The following is a 17,524-nucleotide window of genomic DNA, read 5'->3' on the forward strand; positions in this document are numbered from 1 at the left end:
GACCACTCACAGCCCGCAACTTGGGTAGAACGTAGACAAGGAGGGGCACGCACGCCGCCGGGGTCCGAGATCACGTAGCGTGGGCAGCCCCCCGCCCGCCTGGGACGGGGCCGAGGCGGGGACGACGACCTGAAGGGGTCACGGTGAGCGACACCACGGGGCAGCAGACCTCCCAGCAGCCACCGCAGCGCGGCACCCGCGGCACTCGCGGCAAGGAGCCGGAGCGGCCCGGCGGCGGCATCCTGATGGGCCGTCCGTTCGGCGTGCCGATCTACGTGGGCCCGTCCTGGTTCCTCATCGCCGCGCTGATCACCTGGCTCTTCGGCAACCAGCTCGCCGACGTGCTGCCCCAGCTCGGCTTCACCCGCTACCTGGTCGCGCTCTCCTTCGCCATCGCCTTCTACGCCTCCGTCCTGGTCCACGAGCTCGCCCACACCCTGGTCGCGCTGCGTTACCGGCTCGGGGTGCGTCGGATCCAGCTGCAGTTCTTCGGCGGCGTCTCCGAGATCGAGAAGGAGGCCGAGACCCCCGGCCGGGAGTTCTGGCTGGCCTTCGTCGGCCCGCTGCTCTCGCTGGTGCTCGGCGGCATCTGCTGGCTCTTCCTCAACCTGGTCGAGCTGGCGACCGTGCCCGGCGTGCTGCTGGCCGGGCTGATGGTGTCCAACCTGATCGTCGCCGTCTTCAACCTGCTGCCCGGCCTGCCGCTGGACGGCGGCCGGATGCTGCGCGCGGTGGTCTGGGCCGTGACCGGGCGCCCGATGACCGGCACCATCGCCGCCGCCTGGTCGGGGCGGGCGCTCGCGCTGCTGGTGCTCTTCGGCCTGCCCGCGCTCAGTTCGGCGCAGGCCGGCGCCCACCGGAGCGGCAGTGAGGCGCTGCTCGACTCGGTGCTGGCCGCGGTGCTCGCCGTGGTGATCTGGAACGGCGCGGGCGCCGCGCTGCGCAACGCCCGGCTCAAGGCGGCACTGCCCGGCCTCGCCGTGCGGGGCCTGACCCGCCGGGCCGTCTCGGTCACCGCGGACACCCCGCTGGCCGAGGCGCTGCGCCGGGCCCGCGAGGCGCAGGCGGGCGCCGTGGTGGTGATCGACGGGAGCGGCGAGGCGATCGCGCTGGTCAAGGAGGCCGCGGTGCTCCAGGTCCCCGAGCACCGCCGCCCCTGGGTGGCCGCCGGGGCGCTGGCCCGCTCGCTGGAGCCGGGGCTGCGGATCTCGGCCGACCTGGACGGTGAGGAACTGCTGACCGCGCTGCGCACCACCCCCGCCAGCGAGTACCTGGTGCTGGAAGCGGACGGCCGTCCCTTCGGCGTGCTCGCGGTCTCCGACGTCGAGCGGCGGTTGAGCGCGGCGCTGACCGGGCGCTGACCGGGCGCTGACCGGACGCCGGCCGGGCGCTGACCGGGCGCCGATCATCGGGCGGCGTCGAGCGGTGTGCCGGTCGGGATAGGATTGTCCGCATGTCCGAACCGACCGGAGCCACCCGCAGGCGGGGGCCATTCACGGTCGGGGACCAGGTTCAGCTGACCGACCCCAAGGGCCGTCACTACACGTTCACGCTCGAGGCTGGGAAGAACTTCCACACCCACAAGGGCGCGTTCCCGCACGACGAGCTGATCGGCGCCCCCGAGGGCACCGTCGTTCGCACCACCGGGAACGTCCCCTATCTCGCGCTGCGCCCCCTGCTCCCCGACTACGTCCTGTCCATGCCCCGCGGCGCCGCCGTGATCTACCCCAAGGACGCGGGGCAGATCCTGGCGATGGCCGACATCTTCGCCGGCGCCCGCGTGGTCGAGGCCGGCGTCGGCTCCGGCGCGCTCAGCACCTACCTGCTGCGCGCGGTGGGCGACACCGGGCTGCTGGCCTCCTACGAGCGCCGCCAGGACTTCGCGGACATCGCCCGCAGCAACGTCGAGCGCTACTTCGGCGGACCGCACCCGGCCTGGAAGCTCACCGTCGGCGACCTCCAGGACAACCTGGTGGAGAACGAGGTCGACCGGATCATCCTGGACATGCTGGCGCCCTGGGAGTGCCTGGACGTCGCCGCCAAGGCGCTCGTCCCCGGCGGCCTGCTCTGCTGCTACGTGGCCACCACCACCCAGCTCTCGCGCACCGTCGAGGCGCTGCGCGAGCACGGCAACTTCACCGAGCCGCAGTCCTGGGAGAGCATGGTCCGCACCTGGCACGTGGAGGGCCTCGCGGTCCGCCCGGACCACCGGATGATCGGGCACACCGGCTTCCTGCTCACCTCCCGCCGCCTGGCCGACGGCGTCGAGCCGCCGCTGCGCCGCCGCCGCCCCGCCAAGGGCGCCTACGGCGAGGAGTACGACAACGGGTCCGCCGAGCCGAGCCTGGCCGATCGCGCCGCCGCCAGGGCCGCCGCCAAGGAGGCCACCCCGGTCATCGACCAGGACTGACCAGGACTGACCAGGACTGACCAGGACTGACCGGGTCCGACCCACGCACCGACCGCCACCGGGGCGGCGCTCCTTCAGGGGGCGCCGCCCCGGTGCGTTCCCGGCGCGTTCGGCTTTTCCCGGTACCGCCCCGGTGGCCGCCGCACGCCGCCCATGTGCGACGATGCTGCGCGTACACGTACACCCCGGCCGGTGGAGGGGACCTCTTGGCGGACGCAGCGGACGCGGCACTCGAACCGACGCGCACGGCCCCGGCGGCCACGCCCGTCCCGCCGCCCGGGCCCGCCGCGGCCCCTGCGGCGGCCGCCCGCTCGGGCCCCTGGCGATGGGGCGCGGTGGCCGCCGCCTGCGCCGCGCTGGTGGCCGGCACCCTGGCCGCCGCCCCGGGCGTCGCGCCGCACCCGGCCGCCGCGCCGGCCACGGCACCGACCGGCGCCGGCACCCCGCACGCGCTGCCCGCCGCCCAGGCCCCCGACCCGGCCCAGGCGCAGCTGCCGCTGGACTGCGGGCCGATGCCCACCACCGTCTCGGTCAGCTTCGCCGCCGACCTGGGCGACGGCACCCCGGCCACCGTGGTCGCGGCGCACTGCCAGGCCGGCAGCGGCACCGCCCCCGACGGCCTCTTCGTCCTCGGCCCGGGGCAGGACGGCCACCCGGCGCTCCGCGCCACCCTGCTGCGCTGGCAGGAGGGCTTCACCGTGACCCGCCTCGCGCTGCGCTCCGACGGCACCATCACGGCCACCGCCCAGGGCTACTCCACCGTCGACGTGCCGCGCTGCTGCCCCGACCTCAACGTCCAGCTCGACTGGACCAGGACGCCCGGAGCGGGCGAGGACTACCGCCGCACCGAGCACAGCGCCCCGACCTCGACGACCTGAGCTCCCGGCGACCCGGGGCCCTCGACGACCTGAGCTCCCGGCAGCCTGTGCCCTCGACGACCTGAGCCCCCGGCAGCCTGTGCCCCCGGCGGTCTGAGCCCTCGACGACCCGGGCCCGGCACCCCTCGATGACCTGAGCCCCCGGTGACCTGACCGCGGGTCAGGGCCGGGGGCGGCGGCGCCCGAGCTGACGGGGCACCAGGGTGCGGGCGGCGCGGCTCAGTCCGCGTCCGGCCCGTAGACCTCGACCCGGTCGGCCGTGCGGCGCACGTGGATGCAGTCGCCCGGGCAGTCCTTCGCCGAGTCGACCACGTCCTGAAGCAGGGTCAGCGGCACCGGCGTGGTCGCGCCCGGCTGCTGGAGCAACTCGTCGCCCTCGCCCTTCACATAGGCCAGACCGTCGATGTCCAGCTCGAAGACCTCCGGCGCGTACTGGACGCAGATCCCGTCCCCGGTGCACAGGTCCTGATCGATCCACACCTCGAGCGGCTCGGCGCCGCCCGCCTCACTGGTCACTGACATCGGCTCCTGCCCAGAAACGGTCACGATCGGGTATTGACTCGCTCGACCCTACCTCCCGCCGCTTTCCGAGCGTGTGCGGTGGGTATCTCCTTGCCGAGGGGAAGCACACACGGGTGAAGATCGGACACACCCCTTCCGTCTTTCTTGATCTAGGGGTTTACACGACCCCTGGTACAGGTAGGGTCTGGAAGCATCCCGCTCCCCGGAGGAGGTGAGGACCGTGGCAGCCCACGAAGACGACTACAACCGCAGTGCCGGCAAGCCCGCCCGTGGTTCCGACGAGGCCGCACAGGTCTCGTACCTGGAGCAGGAGATCGCCGTGCTGCGTCGCAAGCTGGCCGACTCCCCGCGCTCGTCGAGAGTTCTCGAGGACCGGATCGTCGAGCTCCAGACCAACCTGGCCGGAGTGAGCGCTCAGAACGAGCGGCTCGCTTCCACCCTGCGCGAGGCCCGCGACCAGATCGTGGCCCTCAAGGAGGAAGTGGACCGGCTGGCCCAGCCCCCCGCCGGATTCGGCATCTTCCTCAGTCAGAACGAGGACGGCACCGCCGACATCTTCACCGGCGGCCGCAAGCTGCGCGTGAACGTGAGCCCCACCATCGACCTGGAGGAGCTGCGCCGCGGTCAGGAGGTCCTGCTCAACGAGGCTCTCAACATCGTGGACGCCTTCGCCTTCGAGTCGATCGGCGACCTGGTCACCCTCAAGGAGGTGCTGGAGGACGGCGAACGCGCGCTCGTCGTCGGGCACACCGACGAGGAGCGGGTGGTGCGGCTGGCCGAGCCGCTGCGCGAGGTCACGCTGCGCCCCGGCGACGCACTGCTGCTGGAGCCGCGCTCCGGCTACGTGTACGAGGTGGTGCCCAAGTCCGAGGTCGAGGAGCTGGTCCTCGAAGAGGTCCCGGACATCGACTACCGCCAGATCGGCGGCCTGAGCAACCAGATCGAGCAGATCCGCGACGCGGTCGAGCTGCCGTACCTGCACGCCGACCTCTTCAAGGAGTACGAGCTGCGCCCGCCCAAGGGCGTGCTGCTCTACGGCCCGCCCGGCTGCGGCAAGACGCTGATCGCCAAGGCGGTGGCCAACTCGCTGGCCAAGAAGGTGGCGGAGGTCACCGGCCGCCCGCAGGGCAAGAGCTACTTCCTCAACATCAAGGGCCCCGAACTGCTCAACAAGTACGTCGGTGAGACCGAGCGGCAGATCCGCCTGGTCTTCCAGCGGGCCCGGGAGAAGGCGAGCGAGGGCACGCCCGTCATCGTCTTCTTCGACGAGATGGAGTCGCTCTTCCGCACCCGCGGTTCCGGCGTCAGCTCGGACGTGGAGAACACCATCGTCCCCCAGCTGCTCGCCGAGATCGACGGCGTGGAGGGCCTGGAGAACGTCATCGTGATCGGCGCCTCCAACCGCGAGGACATGATCGACCCGGCGATCCTGCGCCCGGGCCGGCTCGACGTCAAGATCAAGATCGAGCGTCCGGACGCCGAGGCGGCCAAGGACATCTTCTCCAAGTACCTGAAGAGCTCGCTCCCCTTCCACCCCGACGACCTCAAGGAGCACGACGGCTCGGTGGACACCACCGTGGTCGCCATGATCCAGGCGGTGGTCGAGCGGATGTACACCGAGACCGAGGAGAACCGCTTCCTGGAGGTCACCTACGCCAACGGTGACAAGGAGGTCCTGTACTTCAAGGACTTCAACTCCGGTGCCATGATCCAGAACATCGTGGACCGGGCCAAGAAGATGGCGATCAAGGACTTCCTCGACCACGGCCAGCGCGGCCTGCGCGTCTCCCACCTGCTCGCCGCCTGCGTGGACGAGTTCAAGGAGAACGAGGACCTGCCCAACACCACCAACCCGGACGACTGGGCCCGGATCTCGGGCAAGAAGGGCGAGCGGATCGTCTTCATCCGCACCCTGGTCACCGGCAAGCAGGGCGCCGAGTCCGGCCGCTCCATCGACACCGTCGCCAACACCGGGCAGTACCTGTAACAGCGCTCTACGCTCGATTGACGCGGCTGACGGACCTGATGGTCCGTCAGCCGCGGTGGCACAGCAGGGACGTCGGGTGCCCCGCCCGCACGGGGCGGGGCGACGGGCAAGGAGGGCCGCATGACCGTAAGGCGCGTGATGGGCATCGAGACCGAGTACGGGATCTCCGTACCCGGGCACCCCAACGCCAACGCCATGCTCACCTCGTCCCAGATCGTCAACGCCTACGCGGCGGCGATGCACCGGGCGCGGCGCGCCCGCTGGGACTTCGAGGAGGAGAACCCGCTACGGGACGCGAGGGGCTTCGACCTCGCCCGGGAGGTGGCCGACTCCAGCCAGCTCACCGACGAGGACATCGGCCTGGCCAACATCATCCTCACCAACGGGGCCCGCTTCTACGTCGACCACGCCCACCCCGAGTACAGCTCGCCCGAGGTGACCAACCCGCGCGACGCGGTGCTCTGGGACAAGGCCGGCGAGCGGGTGATGGCCGAGGCGGCCGCCCGCGCCCTGGAGCTGCCCAACGGGCAGAACATCCACCTCTACAAGAACAACACCGACAACAAGGGCGCCTCCTACGGCACGCACGAGAACTACCTGATGCAGCGGGCCACCCCGTTCGCGGACATCGTGCGCCACCTCACCCCCTTCTTCGTCTCCCGTCAGGTGGTCACCGGCGCCGGCCGGGTCGGCATCGGCCAGGACGGCTCCGCGCACGGCTTCCAGATCAGCCAGCGGGCCGACTACTTCGAGGTGGAGGTGGGCCTGGAGACCACCCTCAAGCGCCCGATCATCAACACCCGCGACGAGCCGCACGCGGACGCCGAGAAGTACCGCCGGCTGCACGTGATCATCGGCGACGCCAACCTCTCGGAGATCTCCACCTACCTCAAGCTCGGCACCACCTCGCTGGTGCTGTCCATGATCGAGGACGGCTTCATCGCCGTCGACCTCGCCGTCGACCAGCCGGTGCGCACCCTGCACCGGGTCTCCCACGACCCCGCCCTGCAGTACCTGATCACCCTGCGCAACGGCCGCAAGCTCACCGCCGTGCAACTCCAGATGGAGTACTACGAGCTGGCCCGCAAGTACGTCGAGGACCGCTACGGCCATGACGCCGACGAGCAGACCAAGGACGTGCTGGCCCGCTGGGAGGACGTGCTCGGCAAGCTGGAGCGCGACCCGATGAGCCTGTCCAAGCAGCTCGACTGGATCGCCAAGCGCGAGCTGCTGGAGGGCTACCGCCAGCGCGACGGACTGGACTGGGACAACCCCCGGCTGCACCTGGTCGACCTCCAGTACAGCGACGTGCGCGCCGAGAAGGGCCTCTACAACCGCCTGGTCGCCCGTGGCCGCTTCGAGCGCCTGGTGACCGAGGAGGACGTGCTGCGCGCCGTGCACCAGCCCCCGGACGACACCCGCGCCTACTTCCGCGGCCGCTGCCTGGAGCAGTACGCCGAACACGTCGCGGCGGCCTCCTGGGACTCGGTCATCTTCGACCTGCCCGGCCGGGACTCGCTGCAGCGGGTCCCCACCCTGGAGCCGCTGCGCGGCACCCGCGACCACGTCAAGGAACTGCTGGACCGCTGCCGCACCGCCGAGGAGCTCGTCCGGGTCCTCAGCGGTGGGTGAGTGATCCGTTGCCGGGGGTGAAAACCGGCCCCGGTGGGAATCATCCGGGTGAGGTTCCGGCGTTCCATCAAGTACCAGCGATGAACGGGCAGCGCCCAGCGCCACCCGGTGTATAGGGTCTGAGCTGACAGCCCGGACCGACCAACCGTGCCAGACGAATGCGAGCGGGGTGAGGGACATGGCGACCAAGGACACCGGCGGCGGCCAGCAGCGGGCGAACCGCTCCTCGGAAGAGGTCGAGGAGCAGGTCGAGGAGGCGCAGCAGTCCGAGGAGCTCAAGGAGCGCCAGGAGAAGCTGGGCGAGGACGTGGATTCCGTCCTGGACGAAATCGACGAGGTCTTGGAGTCCAACGCCGAGGATTTCGTGCGGGGCTTCGTCCAAAAGGGCGGCCAGTAGTCCCGGCTGTCCGAATGTGACACCGAAATGTGACACCGAATGTGACAGCGGACGTGCCGCAGTCGGCACCGGCAATGGATCGACTGCGTTCAGTTCGCGCTCGAAGTAGCACGGCGCGCGGCGGCGGGCGAAGGGGAGAGTCCCGCGGCCGCGCGCCGCTGTGCTCGCGGGGGCTGTTTCCACCAGGTCGCGGCAGGCTCGCGACCGCCCCGCGGAGCGCGCTCAGCGAGCGGCGTGAAAGCCGCCGGGACAAAACGGCCGAGCATGTGGATCACGACCACGAAACGGGTAGGGTCCGTGGCATCCTCTGCTCCGCGGGCAATACGGCGCCGGGGCACAAGCGGGACCGGCCCGACGCGCTCCGGCGGGCTGCCGACCACCTGGAAGGAATCGTGTGGAAGCCAACACTCGTGGCACCGGGCGTCTGCCGGCTGCCTTCCTCACCCCCGGACATTCCTCCTTCATGGAGTTCCTGGCGGAGCACTCGCCCGAACTCATCCCCGGTCGGCGCGCCCTGCCCGAGGGGCTGACGATCGAGGCCCCGCACGGGACGACCATCGTGTCGGCGGTCTTCGACGGCGGTGTGGTGATCGCCGGTGACCGGCGCGCCACCATGGGCAACGTGATCGCCCAGCGCGACATCGAGAAGGTCTTCCCGGCCGACGAGTACAGCGCGGTCGGCATCGCCGGCACCGCGGGGCTCGCGGTCGAGATGGTGCGGCTGTTCCAGCTGGAGCTGGAGCACTACGAGAAGATCGAGGGCACCGTGCTCTCGCTGGAGGGCAAGGCCAACCGGCTGACCACCATGATCCGGGGCAACCTCGGCATGGCGATGCAGGGGCTGGCCGTGGTGCCGATGTTCGCCGGCTACGACCTGGAGCTCGGGCGCGGGCGGATCTTCACCTACGACGTCACCGGCGGCCGCTCCGAGGAGCGCGGGTTCGCGTCGACCGGCTCCGGCTCGGTCTTCGCCCGCGGCTCGCTCAAGAAGCTCTACCGCGCCGACCTGACCGCCGATCAGGCGGCCACCCTGGTGGTCCAGGCGCTCTACGACGCCGCCGACGACGACTCCGCGACCGGCGGACCCGACCTGGCCCGCAAGATCTTCCCGATCGTCTCGCTGATCACCGAGGACGGCTTCCGCCGGCTCTCCGAGGAGGAGGTGTCGGCGATCGCGATCTCGATCACCGACCACCGCCGCAGCCAGCCCGACGGTCCCCAGGCCCCGCTCCTCTGACAACTCCGCCGCCCTCCCCCCTGGCCTGCCAACGGGCAGCAGGGGCCCATCCCAGAAGGGGGTGACCAGCCGGTGTCCACACCGTTCTACGTCTCGCCGCAGCAGGCCATGGCGGACCGCGCGGAGTACGCCCGCAAGGGCATCGCGCGCGGCCGCAGCGTGGTCGTGCTCACCTACGCCGACGGCATCGTCTTCGTCGCCGAGAACACCTCCCGGGCGCTGCACAAGGTGTCCGAGATCTACGACAGGATCGCCTTCGCCGCGGTCGGCCGCTACAACGAGTTCGAGAACCTGCGGATCGGCGGGGTGCGCTACGCCGACCTGCGCGGCTACTCCTACGACCGGGCCGATGTGACGGCCCGTGGGCTGGCCAACGTCTACGCCCAGACGCTGGGCACCATCTTCTCCTCGGTCGGCGAGAAGCCCTACGAGGTGGAGCTCATCGTCGCCGAGGTCGGCCGCGGTCCCGAGGACGACCAGATCTACCGGCTCACCCCCGACGGTTCGGTGGTGGACGAGCAGAACTCGGTCGTGGTCGGCGGCAACGCGGACTCGATCGGGAACTACCTCGGTCAGCGCCACCGGGTCGGGATGACGCTGGCCGAGGCGCTCAAGGTGGCCGTGGAGTCGCTCGCCCGCGACCCCAACGGCGGTACCCCGCGCACCCTCACCCCCGAGCAGCTGGAGGTCGCGGTCCTGGACCGCGGGCGCCCGCAGCAGCGCAAGTTCAAGCGCGTCCTCAGCGGCCGGCTGAGCCGGCTGCTGAGCGGCGAGGCGGACGCGGACGCGGACGAGGCCGAGGAGGCCGCAGGCGGCGCCGGGAAGTCCCTCAGCGGCGCGGGGAAGCCCGGCGCGCCCGGCGCGGAGGAGTCCGGCACGCCCGGCGTGGAGGAGACCGGCACGCCCGGCGTGGAGGAGTCCGGCACGCCTGATGCCGAGGAGTCCGGCACGCCCGGCACCGAGGCCTGACGGCGGGTCACCCGGTGGGGTGCGGCGGGTCACCCGCCGCACCCCACCGGCCTGCTCGGCTGTGATCGCGCCGGCACGGATCGTGATCCGATTGGCGTCGCCGAAACGGTTTCAGATGCCCGGTAAAAGCGTAAAGTCCAGGCATGGACCGCCGAATTTTCGGGCTGGAGAACGAGTACGGCGTCACGTGTACGTTCCGGGGACAACGGCGTCTGTCTCCGGACGAGGTGGCCAGGTACCTCTTCCGCCGCGTAGTTTCCTGGGGGCGCAGCAGCAATGTGTTCCTGCGCAATGGCGCACGCCTGTACCTCGATGTCGGTTCGCACCCGGAATACGCCACTCCGGAGTGTGATGACGTCACCGAACTGGTGACGCACGACAAGGCGGGCGAACGCATCCTGGAGGGCCTGCTGGTGGACGCCGAACGGCGTCTGCACGAGGAGGGCATCGCCGGGGACGTCTACCTGTTCAAGAACAACACGGATTCGGCCGGCAACTCCTACGGCTGCCACGAGAACTACCTGGTGGCCCGGCACGGGGAGTTCTCCCGGCTGGCGGACGTGCTGATCCCGTTCCTGGTGACCCGTCAGCTGATCTGCGGGGCGGGCAAGGTGCTGCAGACGCCGCGCGGCGCGGTGTTCTGCGTCAGCCAGCGGGCCGAGCACATCTGGGAGGGCGTCAGCTCGGCGACCACCCGCTCGCGGCCGATCATCAACACCCGCGACGAGCCGCACGCGGACGCCGAGCGCTACCGGCGGCTGCACGTGATCGTCGGCGACTCCAACATGTCGGAGACCACCACCCTGCTCAAGGTGGGCGCCACCGACCTGGTGCTTCGCCTGATCGAGGCCGGCGTGGTGATGCGCGACCTGACGCTGGAGAACCCGATCCGGGCGATCCGCGAGGTCAGCCACGACCTGACCGGCCGGCACCAGGTGCGGCTGGCCAACGGGCGCGAGGCGAGCGCGCTGGAGATCCAGGAGGAGTACTACACGAAGGCGCTGGAGTTCGCCGACCGCAAGGGGCTGAACACCGGCACCGTGGGCCGGGTGCTCGAACTGTGGGGCCGCACCCTGGAGGCCGTGCGCACCGAGGACCTGGCCAAGGTCGGCTCCGAGATCGACTGGATCATGAAGTACCAGCTGATCGAGCGGTACCGGGAGAAGCACCAGATGAGCATGTCCAACCCGCGGGTCGCCCAGATCGACCTCGCGTACCACGACATCCACCGTCGCCGGGGCCTCTTCTACCTGCTGCAGAACAAGGGGCAGGCGAAGCGGGTGACCACCGACCTGAAGGTCTTCGAGGCCAAGTCGGTGCCGCCGCAGACCACCCGGGCCCGGCTGCGCGGGGACTTCATCCGCAAGGCGCAGGAGCAGCGGCGGGACTTCACGGTGGACTGGGTGCACTTGAAGCTGAACGACCAGGCGCAGCGCACGGTGCTCTGCAAGGACCCGTTCCGCTCGGTGGACGAGCGGGTGGAGAAGCTCATCGCCGGCATGTGATGGGTGCCTGACCGGCGTCCGAGAGGCGTCCGTCCGGCGTCCGTCCGGCGCCCGACCGCTCTCCGGGCGCAGCTCCGGCCGGGTGAGCCGCCCGGTTCGGGTGAGAATGCGGTTAATCCACGCGTCGCGGCCCCGCCTCCCTGGGAGGCGGGGCTCGCTGGTTCTACGCTGATCGCGTTTACTGATCCGTAAATGTGACTGACAGTGAGGACCGCCGTGCGCCGCAGAGCCGGGCTGCTCGTACTCCTGCCGATGCTGGTGCTCGCCGCGTGCAGCAGCGGTACCCCCGCGAAGACCAGCCCGTCGGCGGCGCCCACCAGCGCCACGCCGAGCGTGCCGGCCCCGGTCGGGTCGGCCTCGCCGATGCCGACGGTCAGCGGGGACTTCGGCAAGCGGGCCACCATCACGCTGAGCGGGGAGCCCAACGGCCAGTTCGTGATCAGCACGGTGAGCGAGGGCGAGGGCCCGACGGTCAACAAGAACGACTGGGTGACGGTCAACTACACCGCGAAGGACTGGACCACCGGCAAGGACCTGCCCAGCTCCTACGACCAGGGCGCCAAGCCGCAGCTCTTCCAGGCCGGGATCGGGCAGTTGGTGCCGGCCTTCGACCAGAGCGTGGTGGGCAAGAAGGTGGGCAGCCGGGTACTGGTGGTGGCCCCGCCCTCGACGGCCTTCGGCAGCACCGGGAACTCGCAGCTCGGGGTGGGCAAGAACGAGACCGTGGTGTTCGCGCTGGACATCGTTCAGGCGGTCCCGCAGGACTCGGTGGTGACCGGCACGGTGACCGAGCCGCCGGCGAACCAGCCGCAGGTCAAGGACAACGGCAAGGCCGCGCCGACGATCACCATCCCGCCCGGCCAGCCCGCCCCCACCTCGCTGCAGACCACGGTGCTGATCAAGGGGGACGGCAAGCCGGTGCAGTCCGGCCAGACCCTGCTGGTGCAGTACACCGGCGTGCTCTACAGCAACGGGCAGCAGTTCGACTCCTCGTGGAGCCACGGCGGCGCGCAGGCGCTGCAGGTGGGTACCGGCAGCGTGATCGCGGGCTGGGACCAGGGGCTGGTCGGGCAGCCGGTGGGCAGCCGGGTGATGCTGGTGATCCCGCCCTCGCTGGGCTACGGCTCGACCGCGCAGAGCGGAATTCCGGCCAACTCCACCCTGGTCTTCGTCATCGACATCCTGGAAGCTGTCTGACCACGGCCGTAGGGTCGGCGCGGGACGCGTCACGCGGGCGGGTGCTCTCGGTGTGTCATGGACACCCGATGAGTGCCCGCCCTCATGGCAAGCTGACATACTGCTGCCGATTCGCACAGCGGCGAGCGATCTGATGGCGAGGATGGGGAGAAATGGCTGAGAATCCGTCGGGCCCGAGCGAGGCCGACACCGATGGCGGCGCGGTCACCGGCCCGTCGGGGCCCAGGCCCGCGGGCCCGCTGACGGGCGACGGCGAATCGATCGTGATCCCGCCGTCGATTCTCAAGCAGCAGGCGGGCTGGGCCAAGCCGGGGGAGAGCGTGCCGACCCCGGGCGCCGGCCAGTCCACCGACGAGCCGCAGGTCTTCGCCTCCACGGTGCGCAAGCAGCAGACCTCCGAGGCCGACTACGAGAACGTCTCCGGCGGCGGCAGGCTGGGCGTGGTGCTCGGCGTGGTGCTGGCCGTGCTGCTGGTCGGCAGCGGCGTCGGCCTCTACGTCGTGAACCAGCACGACGACAAGGCCGCCAAGGCCTCGGACGCGGCCACCGCGACGCCGAGCGCCGCGCCGAGCCCCAGCGCACCGCCGGTGCCGCCGCTCAAGACCGACGCCAAGGTGCTGCCCACCGTCGCCGGCGACTTCGGCAAGAAGGCGACCATCACGCTGCCGCAGCAGTCCCCGGACGGCACTTTCGTCGCCAAGTCGCTGACCGAGGGAGACGGCCCGAAGATCAACAAGGGTGACTACGTCTCGGTCGACTTCACCCTCAAGGACTGGCAGACCGGCAAGGACATCCAGGGCTCCTACGACCAGGGCAAGTCGCTGATCCTGCAGCCGGGCACCGGTCAGGTGATCCCGGCGCTGGACAGCACCCTGGTGGGCCAGAAGGCGGGCAGCCGGGTGCTGGTGGTGGCCCCGCCGGCCGCCGCCTTCGGCGACCAGGGCAACACCTCCCTGGGCCTGGGCCCCAAGGACGACCTGGTGCTGGTGATCGACATCAACCGGGTGAACGCGCCGGACGCCCGGGTGAGCGGTGACATGACCGCCCCGCCGGCCGACTTCCCGCAGGTGAAGATCAACGGTGGCAAGACCGCCGACACGATCACCCCGCCGGCGGGCGTCACCGACCCGACCGACCTGAAGACCGCGGTGCTGATCCAGGGCAAGGGCCCGAAGGTGGAGAGCGGCGAGCAGGTCGTCGTCCAGTACACCGGGGTGACCCTGAAGGACGGCAAGAAGTTCGACTCCTCGGTCGAGAAGGGCCAGGCCTTCAGCTTCGTCACCGGCGGCGGCCAGGTGATCCCGGGCTGGGACAAGGGCGTGGTCGGCCAGAACGTCGGCAGCCGGATCGAGCTGGTGATCCCGGCGGCGCAGGCCTACGGGGCCTCCCCGCCGGACGGCAGCGGAATCCCGGCCAACGCCTCGCTGGTCTTCGTGATCGACATCCTCGACGCGGGTCAGGGCTCCGGCGGCGGCCAGTGATGGCAGGATGGTGGCTTCCGGCCGGCGGGGCGACCCGCGGCCGGGCCTGAACTGCACGGGCGGCGGATGCCCGTACGGTGGTTCCCGGTGGAGCCCTCGTGCGGCGGATCCGCCGCCGTGCTGTGTGGACTGATGTGGGGCCGCCCCCAGGCGGCCGATGAGAAGAGGCAGTTGATGAGCGACAAGACGAAGCCCGAGATCGACTTCCCCGGTGGCGAGGCTCCGGCCGAGCTGGTCATCGAGGACCTTGAGGTCGGCACCGGCGCCGAGGCCAAGCCCGGCGCGGTCGTCGAGGTGCACTACGTGGGTGTCACCTTCGAGACCGGCGAGGAGTTCGACGCGAGCTGGAACCGCGGTTCGGCCTTCAAGTTCCCGCTCGGCGCCGGCCGCGTCATCAAGGGCTGGGACGAGGGTGTCGTCGGCATGAAGGTCGGTGGCCGCCGCAAGCTGACCATCCCGGCCCACAAGGCCTACGGCAACCAGTCGCCGACCCCGGCGATCCCCGCGGGCTCGACCCTGATCTTCGTGGTCGACCTGCTCGGCGTCTGATGTTCCGTCAGCTCCGCGGAGTCTGACACCCCGTCGGCGCCGGTCACGCGCACCCCGCTCCTGGCGGGCGCGTGACCGGCGCCGTCCGTCTGCGGCGGGGGCTTTTCGATCTCGGGTTTCGCCGCAGGTCCCGCACCCGGTACGGTCGGGTCGCCAGGTCCCAGACGTCGACCCGGCGCCCCGCGCCCGGCGCGGCGGACTGCGGATCACAGAAGGGTCAGCGATGGCGATCGCCAAGGCAGAGCGGCTGATGAACCTCGCCCTGTGCCTGATGAACACCCGACGGCCGCTCTCCAAGCGGGAGTTGCGCGAGTCGGTCGAGGCCTATCGCGAGGCCTGGCAGTCCGGCAGCGAGGACGCCTTCAACCGGATGTTCGAGCGGGACAAGGACGACCTGCGCGAACTCGGCCTGGTGATCGACGTCGACGAGAACACGCTGGACGGCGAGGCTGGCTACCTGGCCCGCCGGGACCGCAACCGGCTGCCCGAGATCGCGCTGGACGCCGAGGAGGCGGCCGCGCTGAGCCTGGCCGCCAAGGTCTGGCAGCAGGCCCGGCTCTCCGGCGCGGCGAGCGGCGCGCTGCAGAAGCTGCGCGCGGCCGGCGTGCCGTTCACCGAGGACGCCGCCGAGGGCCGCACCGCCCTGGAGCCCTACATCCCGGTCCGCGAGGCCGCCTTCGAGCCGCTGCTGCTCGCCGCCCGGGACCGCCGCCCGGTCGCCTTCGACTACCGCAAGGCCGGCGCCGCGGTCAGTGAGCCGCGCTCGGTGGAGCCCTGGGCGCTGGAGTGCTGGCGCGGCCACTGGTACCTGGCCGGCTGGGACCGCGACCGCTCGGCCGTCCGGGTCTTCCGGCTGGGTCGGATCACCGGCAAGGTCCGCTCCCGTTCGGCCGCCTTCACCGCCCCGGTGCCCGAGCACGTGGACGTGCGCGCCTACGTGGCCACCTTCGCCGGCGAGGGCGCCACCGCCTCGGCCACCGTGCGGTTGCGCCGCGGCGCGGGCTTCCCGCTGCGCACCAAGGCGCAGACCGTGCGGCAGCTGGACGAGGAGTGGGACGAGCTGGAGATCCCCTACGGGCACGGGCTCGGCGCCGATCTGGCCGAGTACGGACCCGACCTGGTGGTGCTGGCGCCCGAGGAACTGCGGGCCGATGTCATCGACCGGCTGCGCGCGGTGGCCGGCCTGCCCGCGCGCGGTGCCGCCGCCGACCGGGTCGCCGTTGAGCGAGTCGCTGCTGAGGGAGAACACCGGTGAGCAACGCCATCGACCAGACCCGGCGGATGCTCTCGCTGGTCACCTACCTGCGCGAGCGCCCCGGCGCCGAGGTCGCCGAGGTGGCGCGGGCCTTCGGGATCACCGAGCGCGAGCTGATCGCCGACCTGAACGTGCTGCCGATGTGCGGCACGAGCTTCCGCGGTGGCGATCTGCTGGACATCGACACCGACGGCGAGCGGATCTGGTGGCACAACGTCGACGACGTGGCCCAGCCGCTGCGGCTGGCCGCCGACGAGGCCACCGCGCTGCTGGTGGCCGCCCGGGCGGTGGCCTCACTGCCCGGCCTGCGCGAGCGGGACCGGCAGGCGCTCACCCGGGCCGTCGTGAAGATCGAGAACGCGGCGGGGGAGAGTGCTGAGGGCAGCGCCCGGGTCGGGGTGACCTTCGAGGCCGAGGGCCAGGTCTTCGCCGACATCGACCGCGCGCTCAGCGAGGGCCGGCGGATCTGGCTGCGCTACTACTCGCACGGGCGCGGCGGCATGAGCGAGCGTGAGGTGGACCCGATCCGGCTGCTGACCGAGGGCCACACCTACCTGGACGGCTGGTGCCGCACCTCGGAGGACCGCCGTCTCTTCCGGTTGGACCGGGTGGCCGAGATCAAGGTGCTGGACGAGCCGGCCGATCCGCCCCGGCTGGAGCCGCGCGACCTCTCCCAGGGCCTGGTCACCCCGGGCGCCGACGATCCCGAGGTGGTGGTCGAGGTCGGCCCCGCCGGGCGCTGGGTGGCCGAGTACTACACGCACGACCTGGCCGAGGAGCTGCCCGACGGCGGCCTGCGGATCACCCTGCGCAGCTCCGACCCCTCGGGCCTGCGCACCCTGGCGCTGCGGCTGGGCCGGGACGGACGGATCGTGGCGCCCGCGCCGCTGGCCGAGCAGGCCAGGGCGGCGGCGCTGGCGGCCCTGGCCGGCTACCCGGAGCAGCCGTGACCACGGACGCCCAGGGCGGCACCAGATTCAAGGTCTACTGCTCGCAGTGCCGGGAGAAGGTGGAGCTGGCCGCCGCCGAGTTCCGGCTGGCGCTCGGGCGCACCAAGGAGCGCACCTTCTACAGTTTCACCTGCCCCGCTTGCGGGGCGGCGGTGCGCAAGCCGGCCGGGGAGAAGATCGTCGAGGCGCTGACCGGCGCGGGCGTCTCCACCATCCGCCTGCTCCAGGTGGTGGAGGGATGACCGCGACCTGGCTGCTGATGGCGGCGGTGGGGCTGGCCACCGCCGGTCTGGTGGTGCTCGGGGTGCTGGGGTTGCGGCTCTGGCTGGACGTCCGGGGGCTGGCCGCGCAGGTGGACGGGGCGGCGCGGGCGCTGGCCGGGGCCGCCGAGGAGCTGGGCGAGAGCGTGCGGGGCTGAGGCCGGAGCCGGGGTGGGGGCCGGGTGAGGGCCGAAGCGGTGGCGGGGGGTGGTGGCGGGGGGTGGTGGCCGACAGCCATCGGACGTATCTCCCCGAGGAGCCCAATCTTCACCCGCCCGTGTACCCGGGGGTCTCC

The 17,524-nt window shown here is 71.4% G+C and carries 17 protein-coding genes and 1 pseudogene; 17 read left to right on the forward strand and 1 reads right to left on the reverse strand.

What is annotated here, in order from left to right:
- The first annotated feature begins 143 nt into the window (after positions 1-143).
- From OG455_RS32345 to OG455_RS32355, 3 genes are all read left to right on the forward strand, one after another.
- Complete coding sequence (locus OG455_RS32345) at positions 144-1,361, forward strand: site-2 protease family protein (protein ID WP_266299835.1); 1,218 nt, start codon at positions 144-146, stop codon at positions 1,359-1,361.
- Positions 1,362-1,453: 92 nt separating this feature from the next.
- Positions 1,454-2,410, forward strand: a complete 957-nt coding sequence (locus OG455_RS32350; RefSeq protein WP_266299836.1) for a tRNA (adenine-N1)-methyltransferase — start codon at positions 1,454-1,456, stop codon at positions 2,408-2,410.
- A gap of 206 nt (positions 2,411-2,616) precedes the next feature.
- On the forward strand, positions 2,617-3,288 hold the full coding sequence (locus OG455_RS32355; protein WP_266299837.1) for a hypothetical protein: 672 nt from the start codon (positions 2,617-2,619) through the stop codon (positions 3,286-3,288).
- A gap of 219 nt (positions 3,289-3,507) precedes the next feature.
- Here OG455_RS32355 and OG455_RS32360 read toward each other — a convergent pair whose 3' ends face one another.
- Positions 3,508-3,810: a ferredoxin gene (locus tag OG455_RS32360; protein WP_266299838.1), complete on the reverse strand. Its 303-nt coding sequence runs from the start codon at positions 3,808-3,810 to the stop codon at positions 3,508-3,510.
- Positions 3,811-4,030: 220 nt separating this feature from the next.
- Here OG455_RS32360 and arc point away from each other — a divergent pair, with 220 nt between their 5' ends.
- From arc to OG455_RS32430, 14 genes and pseudogenes are all read left to right on the forward strand, one after another.
- Positions 4,031-5,797 (forward strand): proteasome ATPase, encoded by a 1,767-nt coding sequence (gene arc, locus OG455_RS32365; protein WP_266299839.1) that lies wholly within the window; start codon positions 4,031-4,033, stop codon positions 5,795-5,797.
- A gap of 120 nt (positions 5,798-5,917) precedes the next feature.
- Positions 5,918-7,429, forward strand: a complete 1,512-nt coding sequence (gene dop / locus OG455_RS32370; RefSeq protein ID WP_266299840.1) for a depupylase/deamidase Dop — start codon at positions 5,918-5,920, stop codon at positions 7,427-7,429.
- 178 nt (positions 7,430-7,607) lie between these two features.
- Complete coding sequence (locus OG455_RS32375) at positions 7,608-7,826, forward strand: ubiquitin-like protein Pup (protein ID WP_266299841.1); 219 nt, start codon at positions 7,608-7,610, stop codon at positions 7,824-7,826.
- Positions 7,827-7,900: 74 nt separating this feature from the next.
- Positions 7,901-8,266, forward strand: a pseudogene (locus OG455_RS32380) (endonuclease domain-containing protein); the annotation flags it as partial.
- Positions 8,221-9,063, forward strand: coding sequence for a proteasome subunit beta (prcB, locus tag OG455_RS32385; RefSeq protein ID WP_266299842.1), 843 nt, complete (start codon positions 8,221-8,223; stop codon positions 9,061-9,063). The pseudogene OG455_RS32380 and the gene prcB, both read left to right, overlap by 46 nt.
- A 72-nt stretch (positions 9,064-9,135) precedes the next feature.
- Positions 9,136-10,032, forward strand: coding sequence for a proteasome subunit alpha (gene prcA / locus OG455_RS32390; protein ID WP_266299843.1), 897 nt, complete (start codon positions 9,136-9,138; stop codon positions 10,030-10,032).
- A 143-nt stretch (positions 10,033-10,175) separates the two neighbouring features.
- Positions 10,176-11,537: a Pup--protein ligase gene (gene pafA, locus OG455_RS32395; RefSeq protein ID WP_266299844.1), complete on the forward strand. Its 1,362-nt coding sequence runs from the start codon at positions 10,176-10,178 to the stop codon at positions 11,535-11,537.
- Positions 11,538-11,753: 216 nt separating this feature from the next.
- A complete protein-coding gene (locus OG455_RS32400) occupies positions 11,754-12,734 on the forward strand; it encodes an FKBP-type peptidyl-prolyl cis-trans isomerase (RefSeq protein WP_266299845.1) in 981 nt (326 codons plus the stop codon).
- A 152-nt stretch (positions 12,735-12,886) separates the two neighbouring features.
- Positions 12,887-14,215, forward strand: coding sequence for an FKBP-type peptidyl-prolyl cis-trans isomerase (locus OG455_RS32405; RefSeq protein ID WP_266299846.1), 1,329 nt, complete (start codon positions 12,887-12,889; stop codon positions 14,213-14,215).
- A 174-nt stretch (positions 14,216-14,389) separates the two neighbouring features.
- Positions 14,390-14,764 carry an FKBP-type peptidyl-prolyl cis-trans isomerase gene (locus OG455_RS32410; protein WP_266299847.1) on the forward strand — a complete coding sequence of 125 codons (375 nt, stop codon included), beginning with the start codon at positions 14,390-14,392 and terminating at the stop codon, positions 14,762-14,764.
- 223 nt (positions 14,765-14,987) lie between these two features.
- Positions 14,988-16,019, forward strand: coding sequence for a YafY family protein (locus OG455_RS32415; RefSeq protein WP_266299848.1), 1,032 nt, complete (start codon positions 14,988-14,990; stop codon positions 16,017-16,019).
- Entirely contained in the window at positions 16,016-16,969 is a 954-nt protein-coding gene (locus tag OG455_RS32420) for a YafY family protein (protein WP_266299849.1), read from the forward strand. The genes OG455_RS32415 and OG455_RS32420 overlap by 4 nt, the downstream gene beginning before the upstream one ends.
- On the forward strand, positions 16,966-17,211 hold the full coding sequence (locus OG455_RS32425) for a hypothetical protein (RefSeq protein WP_266299850.1): 246 nt from the start codon (positions 16,966-16,968) through the stop codon (positions 17,209-17,211). The genes OG455_RS32420 and OG455_RS32425 overlap by 4 nt, the downstream gene beginning before the upstream one ends.
- A complete protein-coding gene (locus OG455_RS32430; protein ID WP_266299851.1) occupies positions 17,208-17,387 on the forward strand; it encodes a hypothetical protein in 180 nt (59 codons plus the stop codon). The genes OG455_RS32425 and OG455_RS32430 overlap by 4 nt, the downstream gene beginning before the upstream one ends.
- Positions 17,388-17,524 lie beyond the last annotated feature (137 nt).

Origin of the sequence: Kitasatospora sp. NBC_01287 (genome assembly GCF_026340565.1) — a bacterium.
Lineage (GTDB): Bacteria > Actinomycetota > Actinomycetes > Streptomycetales > Streptomycetaceae > Kitasatospora.

Excerpts from the sequence above, each read along its gene's own strand:
- OG455_RS32350 (WP_266299836.1), top strand. The coding sequence starts at position 1,454 with ATGTCCGAACCGACCGGAGCCACCCGCAGGCGGGGGCCATTCACGGTC.
- OG455_RS32360 (WP_266299838.1), bottom strand. The coding sequence starts at position 3,810 with ATGTCAGTGACCAGTGAGGCGGGCGGCGCCGAGCCGCTCGAGGTGTGG.
- dop (WP_266299840.1), top strand. The coding sequence starts at position 5,918 with ATGACCGTAAGGCGCGTGATGGGCATCGAGACCGAGTACGGGATCTCC.
- OG455_RS32375 (WP_266299841.1), top strand. The coding sequence starts at position 7,608 with ATGGCGACCAAGGACACCGGCGGCGGCCAGCAGCGGGCGAACCGCTCC.
- pafA (WP_266299844.1), top strand. The coding sequence starts at position 10,176 with ATGGACCGCCGAATTTTCGGGCTGGAGAACGAGTACGGCGTCACGTGT.
- OG455_RS32405 (WP_266299846.1), top strand. The coding sequence starts at position 12,887 with ATGGCTGAGAATCCGTCGGGCCCGAGCGAGGCCGACACCGATGGCGGC.
- OG455_RS32410 (WP_266299847.1), top strand. The coding sequence starts at position 14,390 with ATGAGCGACAAGACGAAGCCCGAGATCGACTTCCCCGGTGGCGAGGCT.
- OG455_RS32415 (WP_266299848.1), top strand. The coding sequence starts at position 14,988 with ATGGCGATCGCCAAGGCAGAGCGGCTGATGAACCTCGCCCTGTGCCTG.
- OG455_RS32430 (WP_266299851.1), top strand. The coding sequence starts at position 17,208 with ATGACCGCGACCTGGCTGCTGATGGCGGCGGTGGGGCTGGCCACCGCC.